Source organism: Bradyrhizobium sp. Pa8 (assembly GCF_052588265.1).
In genome coordinates this window covers 262,572-277,742 of sequence record NZ_CP176767.1, presented here as the reverse complement: position 1 = coordinate 277,742, position 15,171 = coordinate 262,572, and the positions used below count along the sequence as shown (strand labels likewise).

14 protein-coding genes are annotated in these 15,171 nt (G+C 64.6%); 10 read left to right on the top strand and 4 right to left on the bottom strand.

Features of this window, described 5'->3' with window-relative positions; translation table 11 throughout:
• Positions 1–370: 370 nt before the first annotated feature.
• The 7 genes from ACKWRH_RS01230 to xth all read left to right on the top strand — a co-directional run bounded on the left by ACKWRH_RS01230 (position 371) and on the right by xth (position 8,720).
• Positions 371–709, top strand: coding sequence for a P-II family nitrogen regulator (locus ACKWRH_RS01230; RefSeq protein ID WP_008142813.1), 339 nt, complete (start codon positions 371–373; stop codon positions 707–709).
• A 38-nt stretch (positions 710–747) separates the two neighbouring features.
• Positions 748–2,196 carry an ammonium transporter gene (locus ACKWRH_RS01225; RefSeq protein ID WP_445218990.1) on the top strand — a complete coding sequence of 483 codons (1,449 nt, stop codon included), beginning with the start codon at positions 748–750 and terminating at the stop codon, positions 2,194–2,196.
• A gap of 214 nt (positions 2,197–2,410) precedes the next feature.
• Positions 2,411–2,815 carry a GFA family protein gene (locus tag ACKWRH_RS01220; protein WP_234684178.1) on the top strand — a complete coding sequence of 135 codons (405 nt, stop codon included), beginning with the start codon at positions 2,411–2,413 and terminating at the stop codon, positions 2,813–2,815.
• 293 nt (positions 2,816–3,108) lie between these two features.
• Positions 3,109–4,323, top strand: a complete 1,215-nt coding sequence (locus ACKWRH_RS01215; protein ID WP_445218989.1) for an aminotransferase class I/II-fold pyridoxal phosphate-dependent enzyme — start codon at positions 3,109–3,111, stop codon at positions 4,321–4,323.
• Positions 4,324–4,332: 9 nt separating this feature from the next.
• Positions 4,333–6,819 carry a DNA translocase FtsK gene (locus ACKWRH_RS01210; RefSeq protein WP_445218988.1) on the top strand — a complete coding sequence of 829 codons (2,487 nt, stop codon included), beginning with the start codon at positions 4,333–4,335 and terminating at the stop codon, positions 6,817–6,819.
• A gap of 150 nt (positions 6,820–6,969) precedes the next feature.
• Entirely contained in the window at positions 6,970–7,719 is a 750-nt protein-coding gene (locus tag ACKWRH_RS01205; protein WP_445218987.1) for an outer membrane lipoprotein carrier protein LolA, read from the top strand.
• A 185-nt stretch (positions 7,720–7,904) separates the two neighbouring features.
• Complete coding sequence (gene xth / locus ACKWRH_RS01200; RefSeq protein ID WP_038957860.1) at positions 7,905–8,720, top strand: exodeoxyribonuclease III; 816 nt, start codon at positions 7,905–7,907, stop codon at positions 8,718–8,720.
• Positions 8,721–8,747: 27 nt separating this feature from the next.
• Here the strand turns inward: xth and ACKWRH_RS01195 are convergent, their stop codons facing one another.
• Positions 8,748–9,191: a cyclic nucleotide-binding domain-containing protein gene (locus ACKWRH_RS01195; protein WP_028158686.1), complete on the bottom strand. Its 444-nt coding sequence runs from the start codon at positions 9,189–9,191 to the stop codon at positions 8,748–8,750.
• A 59-nt stretch (positions 9,192–9,250) separates the two neighbouring features.
• Positions 9,251–9,937 carry a response regulator transcription factor gene (locus ACKWRH_RS01190; protein ID WP_007598630.1) on the bottom strand — a complete coding sequence of 229 codons (687 nt, stop codon included), beginning with the start codon at positions 9,935–9,937 and terminating at the stop codon, positions 9,251–9,253.
• Positions 9,938–10,141: 204 nt separating this feature from the next.
• On the opposite strand from ACKWRH_RS01190, the gene ACKWRH_RS01185 reads away from it, so the two are divergent.
• Together ACKWRH_RS01185 and ACKWRH_RS01180 are read left to right on the top strand one after the other, a co-directional pair.
• On the top strand, positions 10,142–10,711 hold the full coding sequence (locus tag ACKWRH_RS01185; RefSeq protein ID WP_445218986.1) for a L,D-transpeptidase family protein: 570 nt from the start codon (positions 10,142–10,144) through the stop codon (positions 10,709–10,711).
• 6 nt (positions 10,712–10,717) lie between these two features.
• Positions 10,718–11,503: a 2-keto-4-pentenoate hydratase gene (locus tag ACKWRH_RS01180; protein ID WP_445218985.1), complete on the top strand. Its 786-nt coding sequence runs from the start codon at positions 10,718–10,720 to the stop codon at positions 11,501–11,503.
• Between the two features lie 30 nt (positions 11,504–11,533).
• Here the strand turns inward: ACKWRH_RS01180 and ACKWRH_RS01175 are convergent, their stop codons facing one another.
• On the bottom strand, positions 11,534–12,223 hold the full coding sequence (locus tag ACKWRH_RS01175; RefSeq protein ID WP_445218984.1) for a YggS family pyridoxal phosphate-dependent enzyme: 690 nt from the start codon (positions 12,221–12,223) through the stop codon (positions 11,534–11,536).
• 109 nt (positions 12,224–12,332) lie between these two features.
• On the opposite strand from ACKWRH_RS01175, the gene ACKWRH_RS01170 reads away from it, so the two are divergent.
• Positions 12,333–14,036 (top strand): diguanylate cyclase domain-containing protein, encoded by a 1,704-nt coding sequence (locus tag ACKWRH_RS01170; RefSeq protein ID WP_445218983.1) that lies wholly within the window; start codon positions 12,333–12,335, stop codon positions 14,034–14,036.
• On the opposite strand, the gene ACKWRH_RS01165 is transcribed toward ACKWRH_RS01170, so the two are convergent.
• Positions 14,033–15,079 (bottom strand): GGDEF domain-containing protein, encoded by a 1,047-nt coding sequence (locus ACKWRH_RS01165; protein ID WP_445218982.1) that lies wholly within the window; start codon positions 15,077–15,079, stop codon positions 14,033–14,035. The genes ACKWRH_RS01170 and ACKWRH_RS01165 overlap by 4 nt on opposite strands.
• Positions 15,080–15,171 lie beyond the last annotated feature (92 nt).

The following is a 15,171-nucleotide window of genomic DNA, read 5'->3' as shown; positions in this document are numbered from 1 at the left end:
TCCCGTGAGCACGCCGAGGGCCGGTTCGATATTTCGCAGGGCGGCGAGGCCCTTTGTCGAGCCTCTTCTGTAATAAAATACCTTCTTGCTGCCCGACACGTGAGCAGCAATTGTGTCGACAGCCTGTCGTGCCTGCTTTTTGATCAGGCGTGACCACGTTTTGAGCGCGACGTATTAGCGCACTGCACCGCAACACGCGTCAAACGCGAAAACACCCGTTTTCATAGTCCGTTAGGCAACGCGCCCGATCTGGCACGGCATTTGATTCTAACGGTGCTGGCTGTGCCCGCGTAGTGAACTTCTCCCTCGTGGCGAACCAGTCGAGAAACGCCCGGCCACGTCCGGACCGGGCCAAGCGGGGATAGGACCCATGAAAATTGTTATGGCGATTATCAAGCCATTCAAGCTGGAAGAAGTCCGTGACGCCCTGACCGCCATCGGCGTTCACGGTCTCACGGTGACGGAAGTCAAGGGATATGGCCGCCAGAAAGGCCATACGGAAATCTATCGCGGTGCCGAATACGCCGTGAGCTTCCTGCCCAAGATCAAGATCGAGGTCGCTGTCGCCTCCGACCAGGTCGACAAGACCATCGACGCCATCACGTCCGCCGCGAAAACCGGACAGATCGGCGACGGCAAGATCTTCGTCATCAACCTCGACCATGCGGTTCGCATCCGCACCGGCGAGGCCGATGCCGCGGCCCTTTGATTTCGCGCTTCAACCATTACCAATCAGGAGTGAATAAGATGACGTTTAAGCGTCCCTATGGCGCGGGATTGGCGGCTCTCGCAGTCGGCATGTTCGCTGCGACCGCGGCCTATGCCGAGCCAACGGTCAACAAGGGAGACAACGCCTGGATGCTGACATCGACAGTGCTGGTGCTGTTGATGACGATCCCCGGCCTTGCGCTGTTCTACGGCGGTCTCGTCCGTTCCAAGAACATGCTCTCGGTGCTGATGCAGGTGTTCTACACCGTCTGCGTCGTCACCGTGATCTGGGCCGTGTACGGCTACAGCCTCGCCTTCACTGGCGGTTCCGACTTCATCGGCGGCTTCTCCAAGGCCTTCATGATGGGCGTCACCACCGACTCGAAGGCCGCGACCTTCTCGGTCGACGCCAACATCTCGGAGCTCATCTATATGTGCTTCCAGATGACCTTCGCGGCGATCACGCCCGCCCTCATCGTCGGCGCCTTCGCCGAGCGCATGAAGTTCGCGGCCATCGCGCTCTTCATCCCGCTTTGGGTCACGCTGATCTATTTCCCGATCGCGCACATGGTCTGGTACTGGCCCGGCCCGGACATGATCCAGGACGCTGCCAAGGCGCTCGCCGCTGCCACTGACGCGGCGGCGAAGACCGCGGCGCAGGCCAAGCTCGACGAGATCAACGCCGACGCCGGCTGGATCTTCAAGAAGGGCGCGATCGACTTCGCCGGTGGCACCGTGGTGCACATCAACGCCGGCATCGCAGGTCTCGTCGGCGCTCTGCTGATCGGCAAGCGCGTCGGCTACGGCAAGGAGCTGATGGCTCCGCACTCGCTGACCATGTCGATGATCGGCGCCTCGCTGCTCTGGGTCGGCTGGTTCGGCTTCAACGCCGGCTCCAACCTCGAGGCCAACGGCGGCGCTGCCCTCGCCATGACCAACTCTTTCGTCGCCACCGCAGCCGCCGCGCTGTCGTGGATGTTCGCGGAGTGGATCGTGAAGGGTCACCCGTCGGTGCTCGGCGTCATCTCCGGCGCCGTCGCGGGCCTCGTGGCCGTCACGCCTGCCGCCGGCTTCGCCGGCGTGATGGGTGCGATCGTCCTCGGCCTCGTGGTCGGCGTGGTCTGCCTGTTCTTCTGCACCGTCGTGAAGAACGCGCTCGGCTACGACGACAGCCTCGATGTGTTCGGCGTGCACTGCGTCGGCGGCATCGTCGGCGCCCTCGGCACCGGCATCCTCGTCAATCCGGCGCTGGGTGGCGCGGGCATCATCGACTACACCGCGATCCCGCCGAAGGTTGCCGATTACGACTTCGCTGCGCAGATGATCTCCCAGCTCTGGGGCGTCTGCACCACGCTGGTGTGGTCGGGCATCGGTTCGGCGATCCTCTACAAGGTCGTCGATGTGATCGTTGGCCTCCGCGCCAATGTCGAGACCGAGCGTGAAGGCCTCGACATCACCGAGCACACCGAGCGCGCCTACAACATGTAACTCTTCTCCCGGGCGCGGCTCCGCGGGGGCCGTGCCCACAACTACGGTTCGGGGCACATACCCGGCAATGCCCCGACCGTTGAGGGGCTCCAGCGCAAGCTGGAGCCCCTTTCTTTTTGCCTTCTTTGTCCTGCGCGACAAAGAAAGGGATTGCCATTTCAGATTGCCGGCGCAGAAATATCGACCACAACGAAAAACAAATCGGGAGGTCGTCATGCGTTTGGAAGGCGGATGTTATTGCGGCGAAGTGCGCTACGTGGCCGAGGGCGATCCTATGATGCAGGCCCAGTGTCATTGCCGCGAGTGCCAGTACATCTCGGGCGGCGCGCCCAACACCTTCATCGCGATGCCGGCGACGGGCTTCAGCTACATCACCGGGCAGCCCAAGCAGTTCACGCGCAAGGACCTCGAACGCGCCGTCACGCGCGAATTCTGCGCCGAATGCGGCACCCATCTGGTGACCAAGGTTCCGGGACTGCCCGCGGCGATCCTGAAAGTCGGCACCCTGGACGAACCAAAACAGTTCCATCCGCAGATGGCGATCTACACCTGCGACAAGCAGGAGTTCCATGCGATCCCGGCGGGGATGGCGACGTTCGAGAAGCTGCCGGGGCATTGAGCGCGCCCATATCCCGGGCATCCACGTTCTTGGGCGTGCCATGAAGGCCGTGGATGGCCGGGACAAGCCTGGCCATGACGGGACCCGGGCCCGCCCCACGTCCCATTGTATCCGGCCTCATATTCCCCCTCTCAACGGGCCGGACCTCAAATCTGGGTCACGGAAATGACTCTTGATGGCGCGGAAAGCCGATGGTTAATCGCGTCTTAACCTCGCCCTATCTATGGTGAACTGAACCGCTTCCCGCCGGCGCCTTGGTGCGACCGGCTGTTCCAAGAGTGCTGGCGTCCAGAATGGCTATAACCGCTTCATCCCGTGCGCCGCAGGACAGTGGAAGCTCCGATAGCGAACGCTCGCCCTTCGTCCGGCTGAACGAGCTGCTGGCACCCCATCAGCCGGGTAAGCCCTTGATTACGCTTGCAGTCGGCGAGCCCCAGCATCCCGTGCCTGATTTCGTCGGCCCGGTGCTGGCCAAGCACATCGCCGATTTCGGCCGTTACCCGGCGAACAAGGGCACCGACCCGTTTCGCAAGGCAGCGGGCGCCTGGCTGTCGTCGCGCTTCAAGCTGCCGCGGCCGCTCGACCCCGAGAACGAGATTCTCGTCCTCAATGGCAGCCGCGAGGGGCTGTTCCTGGCCGCGATCGCGGCCGCGCGCTATGTCGGCCCGCGCCCCGGCAAGCCCGCGATCCTGATGCCGAACCCGTTCTATCCGGTCTATGGCGCCGGCGCCCGCGCCGCGGCCTGCGAGCCGGTCTACCTGCCGACCACCGTCGAAAACGGCTTTCTGCCCGATCTCGACGCCATCGACGAAGCGACGCTGGCGCGCACGGTGGCGTTCTATCTGGCCTCGCCGGCCAATCCGCAGGGCTCGGTCGCCAAGCCCGACTATTTCAGGCGGTTGAAGCAGCTCGCCGACCGCTACGGCTTCGTGATCCTCAGCGACGAGTGCTATTCCGAGATCTACACCCGCGAGGCCCCGGGCAGCGCGCTCGAATGCGCCGGCCCTGATTTCACCCGCGTGGTTGCGTTCCAGTCGCTGTCGAAGCGCTCCAACCTGCCGGGCCTGCGCGTCGGTTTCGCCGCCGGCGACAAGCGATTCATCGGCATGTTCCTCGAGCTGCGCAACATCGCGGCGCCGCAGGTGCCGGTGCCGCTCCAGCATGTCGCGACCGTTGCCTACGGCGACGAGGCGCATGTCGAGGAGAACCGCAGGCTCTACCGGATCAAGTTCGATCTCGCCGACCAGATCATCGGCGATCGTTACGGCTATCGCCGGCCTGACGCGGGCTTCTGCGTCTGGCTCAACACGTCCGCGCTCGGCGACGACGTGTCGATCACACTCAAGCTCTTCAAGGAAGCAGGCGTGCGCGTGGTGCCCGGCAGCTATCTGGCGCGGCTCCAGCCCGACGGCTTCAATCCCGGCGCGGGCTACATTCGCCTCGCGCTGGTGCAGGATGGCGAGACCACGGCGCAGGCGCTGCACCGGCTGGTCGAGACTCTGGGTTAGGCGGGGCCCATGAGCATGTCGGCAATCGAACGTGTCATTCCACTGGTCGGCCATCTGCCACCGTCGATCCGCGAGGGGCTGGCGCGGCGTATGCGCGAGCTCACCGGTCTCGGCCTGATTGCATTGTCCGGCGTCGCCTCGGCCGCGCTGATGACCTGGTCGGTGCAGGATCCAAGCCTCAGCCACGCGACCTCACGGCCGATCCGCAACATTCTCGGCTATGCCGGCGCGATCGGCGCCGACCTTGCGATGCAGATCCTCGGGCTCGGCGCGATCATGCTGGTCCTGACGGTCGCGGTCTGGGGCTGGCGCATGATGACCCATCGCCCGTTCGACCGCGAGGCGCTGCGGCTCGGTTCCTGGATTCTCTGCACCGTGATCGCTGCGGGCTTCGTCAGCTGCTGGCAGCATGGCGGCGCCTGGCCGCTGCCGACCGGCCTCGGCGGCGTGGTCGGCGATGCGCTGGTGCGCGCGCCCGCGGTGATTTTCGGACCGGCGGGCACGATCTATCGCATGGTGCTGGGCACGATCCTGTTCGCCGCGATGGGCGCGACCTTCCTGATCGCCTGCGGCCTCGGCGCGCGCGAGCATGACGACGAGCTCGCGGAGATCGAGGACGACGACAAGCCGCTCGACGAGGACGAGGAGAGCGATCGCGGCTCGGTGTCGCTGGGCTGGCTGTTCCACGCAGTGATGAGCACGAAGGCGCGGCTGATCTGGCTGCTCGGCACCGCTTACCGCTCGCTGGTCTCGAGCGGACCGAAGACCAAAGCCGTTGCGTTCAGCCGCCAGGAACCGAATCTCGGCGGCGGCCGCGCCGCGCCGTCGATCTCGCCGCAGTCCGAAGACGAGATTGACGAGGACGAGCACGAAGAAGAGGAAGACGAGGAAGAGGAAGAGGAAGAGGAAGAGCCGGCCGCGCGCGCCCCGCGCAAGAAGGCCGCACCGAAGGCCTCTTCCAAGAAATCCCCCGACAAGTTCGAGCTTCCGTCCGTGTCCGTGCTGGCCGCGCCCAAGGCCGGCGATCGCCAGCCGCTCAGCAAGGCCGAGCTGGAAGCCAATTCGCGCGCACTCGAAGGCGTGCTGCAGGATTTCGGCGTGCGCGGCGAGATCGTGAAGGCCAATCCGGGTCCCGTGGTCACGCTGTACGAGCTGGAGCCGGCGCCCGGCATCAAGTCGTCGCGCGTGATCGGGCTTTCCGACGATATCGCCCGCTCGATGAGCGCGCTGTCGGCGCGCGTCGCGGTCGTGCCAGGCCGCAACGCCATCGGTATCGAACTGCCGAACGCGCATCGCGAAAAGGTCTATTTGCGCGAACTGCTGATCGCAAAGGAAGCGACCGACACGGTTGCAAAGCTGCCGCTCTGCCTCGGCAAGACCATCGGCGGCGACCCCGTGATCATCGACCTCGCGCGCACGCCGCACATGCTGATCGCCGGCACCACCGGCTCCGGCAAGTCGGTCGCCATCAACACCATGATCCTCAGCCTGGTCTACCGGCTGCGCCCGGACCAATGCCGCCTGATCATGGTCGATCCGAAGATGCTCGAACTCTCCGTCTATGACGGCATTCCCCATCTGCTCACGCCCGTCGTGACCGACCCGAAGAAGGCGGTGGTCGCGCTGAAATGGGCCGTGCGCGAGATGGAAGAGCGCTACAAGAACATGGCCAAGCTCGGTGTGCGCAACATCGACGGCTACAATACGCGCCTGCTCGAATTGAAAGCCAAGGGCGAGGAACCGACGCGCACGGTGCACACCGGCTTTGACAAGGAAACCGGCAAGGCCATCTACGAGGAAGAGAAGCTCTCGCTCGACCCGCTGCCCTACATCGTCATCATCGTCGACGAAATGGCCGACCTGATGATGGTTGCCGGCAAGGACATCGAAGGCGCGGTGCAGCGTCTCGCGCAGATGGCGCGCGCCGCCGGCCTGCATGTGATCCTCGCGACGCAGCGTCCGTCGGTCGACGTCATCACCGGCACCATCAAGGCGAACTTCCCGACCCGCATCGCCTTCCAGGTGACGTCCAAGATCGACAGCCGCACCATTTTGGGCGAGATGGGCGCCGAGCAGCTGCTCGGCCAGGGCGACATGCTCTACATGGCGGGCGGCGGCCGCATCAGCCGCGTGCACGGACCTTTCGCGTCGGACGAGGAAGTCGAGAAGGTGGTGCGCCACCTCAAGACGCAGGGCCAGCCCGAATACCTCGAGGCCGTCACGGCCGAAGAGCCGACCGAGGACGAGGACGGTGGCGCCGTGTTCGACGCCAGCGGCATGGGCGCGGATGGCGGCGGCGATCTCTTCCAACAGGCCGTGGCCATCGTCAAACGCGACCGCAAGGCCTCGACCAGCTACATCCAGCGCCGGCTCCAGATCGGCTATAACCGTGCCGCGTCCTTGATGGAGCGCATGGAACTGGAAGGCATCGTCGGACCCGCCAACCACGCTGGAAAACGCGAGATTCTGGTCGAGGAAGAAGACAGCCATATGTGAGGCGAGCCGCCTCTGAACATAATTTCACGCAAAATCGATATCTGCATTGGCGAAATCACGCTAAAAAGGCGCCCAGCCACACAGGACCACGCGTTGATCAGACATCCGGACATTCGATTCGCTGCCTCCATCGCTGCGCGAAGCGCGCGCGTGGCCGGCGTGCTTCTCGTCACCGCCGCGATGGTGACCGCGGCGTCGTTCGCGCAGACCGTGCCCGTGCCGAAGCCCGCGCCGAAGGGCCGCGATGGCGGGGCTGGGGGCCCCGCTGTCACCGGCGCGACCCAGACGCCGCCGAACCCGGTCATCCCGGATCCGCGCCGCAACGTGCCGACCAGCATCTTCCAGACCTTCGACGCCAACCAGAAGGCGCAGGCGGCCAAGGTCAGCGCCTATCTGTCCTCGCTGTCGACGCTGGTCGGGAATTTCGTCCAGGTCGGCCCCGACGGCAGCAAGACGCAGGGCGACTTCTACATCCAGAAGCCCGGCAAGGTGCGCTTCGAATATGACGCGCCGAGCCCGATCGACATCGTCGCCGACGGATCGTCGCTGGTGGTGCGCGACCGCAAGCTCGCGACCCAGGACGTCTATCCGCTGTCGCAGACGCCGCTGCGCTTCCTGCTGTCCGATCGCATCGACCTGATGAAGGACACCAACGTCGTCAACGTCTCGGCCGACGACGTCTTCGTCAGCGTCACCATCGAGGAGAAGCAGGCGCTGGTCGGCACCAGCCGCCTTCTGCTGATGTTCGGCGCCAAGGACGGCCAGTTGAAGCAGTGGACCGTCACCGACCCGCAGGGCTACGACACCACGATCGCGGTCTACAATCTCGACGCGACCAAGAAGCTCGATCCCGGCATGTTCAAGATCGATTTCACCAATTACGGCCCATCGCCGGGTTGACGGTGCGTAGGGTGGGTTAGCGCAGCGTAACCCACCACTGTTTATCTCCGCGGATCCAAGTTGGTGGGTTACGCCTTCGGCTAACCCACCCTATGGACTACGGCCAGCATCAACCTCGAAAAGACGTGGGCACGGCGCTTTGCGGCTTTGCCCACCCTACGAGAGCTTGCTAAGACGCACCCCTCATGCGTCTTTCCCTGACAACCTGGAACATCAACTCGGTGCGGCTGCGCATCGACCTGGTCGCGAAGTTTCTCAAGAGCGCGCGGCCGGACGTGCTGTGCCTGCAGGAGACCAAGTGCATCGACGATGCCTTTCCGCTGAAGCGTTTCAAGCGGCTGGGCTATGAGCATGTCGCGCTGAACGGGCAGAAGGGCTATCACGGCGTCGCCATCGTCTCGAAGATTCCGTTCGAATCGAAAGACATCCGCACCTTCTGCGACAAGGTGGATTCGCGCCACATCTCGGTCTCGTTCGGCGAGAAGGCCAGCATCGCAAAGCCGCTGGTGCTGCATAATTTCTACGTGCCCGCTGGCGGCGACATTCCCGATCCCGCGCTGAACGAGAAGTTCGACCACAAGCTGCGCTTCCTCGACGAGATGAAGACCTGCGAGCCGCTGCATCCGCGCGGGGAGGATCGCCACATCCTGGTCGGCGATCTCAACGTCGCGCCGCACGAGAACGACGTCTGGTCGCACAAGCAGCTTCTGAAAGTGGTCTCGCACACACCTGTGGAGACCGAGAAGCTGCAAGCCGCGCTGGCAGCCGGTGAGTGGGTCGACGTCGCGCGCGAGCGCTTTCCGATGTCGGAAAAGGTCTATACGTGGTGGAGCTATCGCTCCGCCGACTGGACCGTCGGTGATCGCGGCCGCAGGCTCGACCACATCTGGGTCTCGCGCGCATTGAAGGACGCGGTCAGCGATTTCAAGATCCTGCGCGACGCGCGGAGTTGGGAGCGCCCGTCGGACCACGTGCCGGTGACGGTGACGCTGGAGGTGTAACGGCGCTGTCCTGGCTACGACGACGTCTCACGACGTCAGCTTCGCGCCCGCCATCAGGATATCGCTCGCGATCTGACTCGATCGCACCGCGAATTCGTCACGCAGACGCACCGCAGCCGCGGGATCACTCTCGAGCACGCGTTGAAACAGGCTGCGCGCGACGCGGATGACGGAGGCGTGCTCCAGCGCGACCGCGCTCGACGGCCGCTTCATCGGCACTACCAGCGCAAGCTCGCCGATCAGCGCGCCGGGACCTGCGATCATCTCCGCGCCGGCGCCGTCGTCGACCCGAAAGGCGCCGCGTTGAACCACGTAGCCGGCATCGGCTTCGTCGCCGAGATTGAACAGGACGTCGCCGCGGACGAAGTTACGCTGCTCGGAGCCGATCGCCAGCATGCGCAACGACGCGTCTCCCAACAAGCGCAGTGTCGGGACACGCTCGAGAAGCGCTACGTCGTCGTCGATTGACATTCAGGTCCGGGGCTCAAAGGGCATGCGATCTAAAACGATTCGCACGCCCCCAAAGCGTATCACGGCACCAGCTTGTAGCCACCGGCTTCCGTGACCAGGATCTCCGGATTGGCGGCGTCCTTCTCGATCTTCTGGCGGAGGCGGTAGATGTGGGTTTCCAGCGTGTGGGTGGTGACGCCGGAATTATAGCCCCAGACTTCCTGGAGCAGGGTCTCGCGCGAGACCGGCATCTGGCCGGCCCGGTAGAGGAAGCGGAGGATGGCGGTCTCCTTCTCGGTGAGCCGGACCTTGCGGGCATTGGCCGCGGTCAGCATCTTCGAGCCGGGGCGGAAGGAGTAGGGGCCGACCGAGAACACCGCGTCCTCGCTCGCCTCATGCTGGCGGAGCTGGGCGCGGATGCGGGCCAGCAGCACGGCGAATCGGAAGGGTTTTGCGACGTAGTCGTTAGCGCCGGATTCCAGCCCCAAAATCGTGTCGGAATCGGTGTCATGCCCGGTGAGCATGATGATCGGGGCCTTGAAGCCGCCCTTGCGCAAGGAACGAACCACCTCGCGGCCATCGGTGTCGGGCAGGCCGACATCCATCAGGACGAGATCGGGGGCATTGGCCTTCGCGGCGCTCGCGCCCTTGGCGCCGGTATCGACGGCGGAGGCCTCAAATTCCTCGTGCAGCGATAATTGCTCCACCAACGTATCGCGCAGATCGGTATCGTCATCCACGATGAGGATCTTGCGGGCATTGGCCATAGGGGGTCATCCTTTTGGAGTCCGGCTCGGCGCGCATGCATGCTGCACCCAGCCGCGAGGGAAAGTTAGGGGGGTCGCCGTTATTATTGTTGTTCGTGTTGAAGTAGTGGGCTGTTACCGATTCACAAGCCAGAACCACTCTAACTCAAAATCTCAGGCCGTTTTGATGAATGTCCTGTAATGAATTCGACATCGCACGTTCACATGAAAAACAAAGCTGCTTCAGCTAGTTACCCAAGGAATCGAGGCTCCAGACCGCTTCAGGCGATCCGCGTTAAACCTGCTGCGGGGAATCCCCGCCGGGGCTGGCTGACGGCCGGCGCGCTGACGATCCCGGTGGCGCTGGGGCGGGGCGGAATCCTGGCAAACAAGCGCGAGGGCGATGGCGGCACCCCGCGGGGCAGCTTCCGTCCCAGGCAATTGTGGTGGCGGGGCGACCGCCACAGCCGTCCGCGGACCTTTCTTCCGGCCCGGACCATCGGCGACACGGACGCCTGGTGCGAGGACGCCGGAGATCGCCACTACAATCAGGCGATCCGGCTCGGAGCGGAGCAGGGCGGTGACCGTCTCAAGCGGGCCGACCATCTCTATGACTTCATCATCGAAATCGACCACAACACCAGACCGCGCATCGCCGGCCGCGGCAGTGCGGTGTTTTTGCATCTCGCGCGCGACAATTTCGGGCCGACCGCAGGCTGCGTCTCGATGACCAAAGCGGCGATGCTGCAATTGCTGCGGCGGCTGGGACCAAGAACAAGAATCATCATCGGGTGAGGGCACATGCTCGACAAGGATCAGACCGCCGCCGCATCGCAGGTCCTGGTCAAACATTGGCGCGACGGTACCAAGTTTGACACGCTAGAGCCGCGGTTGCGGCCGCAGAGTCGCGCCGATGGCTACGCCATCCAGGCCGTCCTCGAAAACCAATCGCTTGGACAACTGTTCGGTTGGAAGATCGCGGCGACAAGCGAGGCCGGACAGAAGCACATCAACGTTGCGGGACCGCTGGCCGGCCGCATCATGAGCGACACCGTGATCGCCGACGGCGGCACGGCGTCGACGAAGGGCAACGAGATGCGCGTCGGCGAGCCGGAATTCGCCTTCCGCATGGGCCGCGATCTGCCGCCGCGCGCGACGCCTTACAGTGTCGACGACGTGCTCGCCGCCGTCGACACCTTGCATCCCGCGATCGAGATTCCCGACTCACGCTTTGGCGATTTCGCCAACGCCGGCGAGGCGCAGCTCATCGCCGACAATGCCTGCGCGCATCTGTTCGTGCTGGGTGCAGCGACGACTGCGAACTGGCGCGCCATGGATCTCGTCGAGGAGCGGCCGCAGATCACGCTGCGCGGCCAGCGCTATCTCGGCTACGGCAAGAACGTACTCGGCGATCCCCGTGTTGCCTTGGCTTGGCTTGCCAACGAGCTGCGCGGGCTCGGCATCACCTTGCGGGCAGGGGAGGTGGTGACGACAGGCACGTGCCATCCGCCGCTGCCGATCCAGACCGGCGACCATTTCGCGGTGGATTTTGGCGTGCTGGGGCAGGTGTCGGTGGGGTTTGCATGACCACCGCCGTCATTGCGAGCGCTGCCGGCTTCACCGATGCCCGAAGATCGCGCTCCCGACGCGCACATGGGTGGCGCCGAGCATGATCGCGGTGGCGAAGTCCGCGCTCATGCCCATCGAGAGATTCTTCAATCCATTGCGCGCTGCGATCTTCGCCGTCAGCGCGAAATGCGCCGCCGGCGGCTCGTCGACCGGCGGGATGCACATCAGGCCGGAGATCGTCAGCCCATAGCTGTCGCGGCAGCTCTCGATGAAGGCATCGGCCTCGCCGGGAGCGATGCCGGCCTTCTGCGGCTCCTCGCCGATGTTGATCTGGACGAACAGTTCCGGGTGCCTGTTCTGGGATTCGATTTCCTTGGCTAACGCCTGGCAAATGCTCGGGCGATCAACCGAATGGATGGCATCGAACAGCGCCACCGCCTCCTTCGCCTTGTTGGACTGCAGCGGCCCGATCAGATGCAGCGCGATACCGGAATAAGCGGACGTTAACGCCGGCCACTTGCCTTTGGCCTCCTGCACGCGATTTTCGCCGAATACGCGCTGTCCGGCGTCGATGACCGGGATAATTGCATCCGCGGCGAACGTCTTGGACACCGCGATCAGCGTCACGGAGGCGCGATCGCGCCGCGCCTCCTTGCAGGCGCGGACAATTTCGGCTTCGACCACAGCGAGCGCGTTTGGTGAATGGCCGGTTACCGGCGCGGCGTTGGTTTCGGGCATGACGTCGGTTCGGACTGGATTGTTGCGGAGCTAGTTCTAATTTTACCGAGTTCAAGAAAGAGTTTTTGAACCCTTCGCTTTACCTTGGCCGATGGGGTGGGCAGCGAAGATGGCAAACGTCAGTTTCAACCGCAAACGAGTGAAACTCAAGCAGGTTCTCGGAATCCGGGCACGGCTTGCATTGCTCGCGGTGATTCTGGTGACGCCTTTGATGTTCGAGCGCATCCGTTCGCTCGAGGACACGCGCGCGCGGCAGATCGCGCAGGCCGCGACCGAATTCACCACCATTGCAAGACACAGCGCCGATGCGCAGCGCGAAGTGATCTCGTCGGTCGAAACCATCCTGAAATCGGAGGCCTTCATCCGCGCCTCCGCCGGCGGCATCAGCAAGAGCTGCGACGTGCTGCGCGCGAGCCTGCCGTCGAACCTTCCCTGGATCCGCACGCTGTTGATCGCCGGCCAGGACGGACGCATCCAGTGCGCCACCAACAACATGTATGTCGGCCTCGACCTCAGCGACCGGCCATACTTCCAGCAGGCGCAGGAAACCGGCCGCTTCGTGCTGAGCGACTTCATCCTGTCGCGGCCCGTGCCGTCGCCGACCGTCATGGCGGTTTATCCGGTGTCGGCCTTCAGCGGTGTGGCGGATGCCGTCGTGCTCGCCACCGTGAACCTCGACTGGATGTCGAAGGTCATGAGCAATCTCGGCGGTCGTGCCGGTATCACCGCCGTGCTGGTCGACAGCGCCGGCACCGTGCTCGCTGCACCGGCTGACCAGCACAGCGCGATCGGCCGTCCGCTCGACAACATGCCGCTGATGTCGGCGATCGCCGACAGGGCGCTGCGGTCGGACCAGGACGAGGGGTCACTCTCTTTCCTTGCCGCCGACGGCTCCCGCCGCGCGGTGAGCTATATCCGCATCGCCGGCACCAACGCCCGCCTGATTGCCAGCATCGACGAGGACAAGGTGTCCGCGGCGGTCAGCCGCGACATCCGCACCGCCTATCTCCAGCTCGCGTTCGTTGTTCTGTTCGTCCTGCTCGGCGCACTGATCGCCGCCGAGAAGCTCGTGATCAAGCCGATCGAGATGCTGGCCGACATGGCCAAACGCCTCGGCGAGGGTGACCTCTCGGCCCGCGCCGCGCGCAACCGTCTGCCGGCCGAGTTCGTGCCGCTGGCCCGCGCCTTCAACGCGATGGCCGCGCAGCTCAGCCAGCGCGAGCGCGAGCTGATCGCGAGCAACGACCGCCTGACCGTGATGGCCTCGATCGACATGCTGTCGGGGCTGGCCAATCGCCGCGGCTTCCAGAGCCGGCTCGACTTCGAATGGATGCGCGCGCAGCAATATGGCAGTGAGCTCGCACTGCTGATGATCGACGTCGATCACTTCAAGCTGTTCAACGACACCTATGGCCATCTCGAAGGCGATTCCTGCCTGACCCGGCTCGGCGAATCCTTGTCCGGCATCGCCGCCGACACGATGGGCTTTGCGGCCCGCTATGGCGGCGAGGAGTTCTGCCTGCTGCTGCCGAACACCGATGTGAACCGCGCCGTCGAGATCGGCGAGCAGGTGCGCGCAGCCGTGCTGAAGCTGTGCCTGCCGCACATCACCTCCGCCCACATGATCGTCACCGTCTCGATCGGCGTTGCCGCAACGAAGCCGAACGAGGCGCTGCGCCCCGGCGATCTCATCGAAGCCGCCGACGCCGCGCTCTACGCCGCAAAACACCGCGGCCGCAACAATGTCATGGAGCACGGCATCCAAATGATCGAGAACGGCGCGGCCGACATGATGCTGGCGGCGAGCGCCTAGCCCGCAGCCGTAGCGCGATCGAGTTCGACCTCCGTCACCACGCGATTGCGGCCGCCGCCCTTGGCGAGATAGAGCACGCGGTCGCAGCGCTCGATGAGATCGGTGATCGCCTCGCCGGCCCGGTACTGCGCCACGCCGATCGACACGCTGATGTTGGGCAGGGTCTCGCCGGTCGAGCGGCGCGTTATCGTGCATTCGGCGATCGCGCGCCTGATGCGCTCGGCGATCTCGGCGCAAGTGGCGAGATCGGCATCCGGCAGCACGGCAATCAGCTCCTCGCCGCCATAGCGGGCCGACAGATCCTGCTCGCGAACTTTTTCGCGCAGCACTTTCGCAATCAGGCGCAGCACCTGGTCGCCGACGCCATGGCCGAAATTGTCGTTGAAGGTCTTGAAGTGGTCGATGTCGAGCATCAGCACGCCGAGCGGCTCGCCCCAATCCGCGGTCGTCTGCGCCTTGCGCAGGAATTCATCGAGCGCCCGCCGGTTTGCCAGCCCCGTCAGCGTATCGGTCCGGGCGCGCTCCTCGGACTTGGAGAGCGAGTCGCGGATCACGTCGAGCTCGCGGGTCTTTTCCGCAAAACCGGCCTCGAGCCGGGTCGCCCTCGTGGCGGCCCGCGCCAGCTCACTCATGAGCTGGGCGACCAGCGCCTTCGGATCGACGCCGGCCCTGCCCTGATCAGCGACCTCGCTTATCGCCTGCATCTGGGAACGATTGTCGGCCATGGCCGTCGCCAGAAACTCCTTCGCCGCCCCCATGAGGGCATGCAGCCGATCGGACGTCTCGGAGGCGACGGTACCGGCCCGGGGCGCGACATAGGTCTCGAAGAGATCCTGGTTGGTCCTGGCGTCGAAGGGACGGCTGTGGTCGATCAGGAGATCGATGGCATTGCGCAGGTCGTCTTGGCTGCCTGCGAAATAGTGGAACCAGACGGCAAAATTGGTCGGCGTCGGCGGAATCCGCTGCTCGGCCATGCTCCGCACCGCCCGTCCGGCGACGGACGCGGCATAGTCGTAATCGAGATCGTCGAAGCCTGTTTCCATCGCCTGGCGGGGTGCTGTCGGCGGCCAACCTCGCACCGCCCCCTTAATCCGATCCCAATGGGCCGTCCGTACTTTAGCGGAGCAGCCTTGCG

Coding starts and splice junctions, on each gene's coding strand:
- ACKWRH_RS01230 (WP_008142813.1), top strand. CDS start 371: ATGAAAATTGTTATGGCGATTATCAAGCCATTCAAGCTGGAAGAAGTC.
- ACKWRH_RS01225 (WP_445218990.1), top strand. CDS start 748: ATGACGTTTAAGCGTCCCTATGGCGCGGGATTGGCGGCTCTCGCAGTC.
- ACKWRH_RS01220 (WP_234684178.1), top strand. CDS start 2,411: ATGCGTTTGGAAGGCGGATGTTATTGCGGCGAAGTGCGCTACGTGGCC.
- ACKWRH_RS01215 (WP_445218989.1), top strand. CDS start 3,109: ATGGCTATAACCGCTTCATCCCGTGCGCCGCAGGACAGTGGAAGCTCC.
- ACKWRH_RS01210 (WP_445218988.1), top strand. CDS start 4,333: ATGAGCATGTCGGCAATCGAACGTGTCATTCCACTGGTCGGCCATCTG.
- xth (WP_038957860.1), top strand. CDS start 7,905: ATGCGTCTTTCCCTGACAACCTGGAACATCAACTCGGTGCGGCTGCGC.
- ACKWRH_RS01195 (WP_028158686.1), bottom strand. CDS start 9,191: ATGTCAATCGACGACGACGTAGCGCTTCTCGAGCGTGTCCCGACACTG.
- ACKWRH_RS01190 (WP_007598630.1), bottom strand. CDS start 9,937: ATGGCCAATGCCCGCAAGATCCTCATCGTGGATGACGATACCGATCTG.
- ACKWRH_RS01185 (WP_445218986.1), top strand. CDS start 10,142: ATGAAAAACAAAGCTGCTTCAGCTAGTTACCCAAGGAATCGAGGCTCC.
- ACKWRH_RS01180 (WP_445218985.1), top strand. CDS start 10,718: ATGCTCGACAAGGATCAGACCGCCGCCGCATCGCAGGTCCTGGTCAAA.
- ACKWRH_RS01175 (WP_445218984.1), bottom strand. CDS start 12,223: ATGCCCGAAACCAACGCCGCGCCGGTAACCGGCCATTCACCAAACGCG.
- ACKWRH_RS01170 (WP_445218983.1), top strand. CDS start 12,333: ATGGCAAACGTCAGTTTCAACCGCAAACGAGTGAAACTCAAGCAGGTT.
- ACKWRH_RS01165 (WP_445218982.1), bottom strand. CDS start 15,079: ATGGAAACAGGCTTCGACGATCTCGATTACGACTATGCCGCGTCCGTC.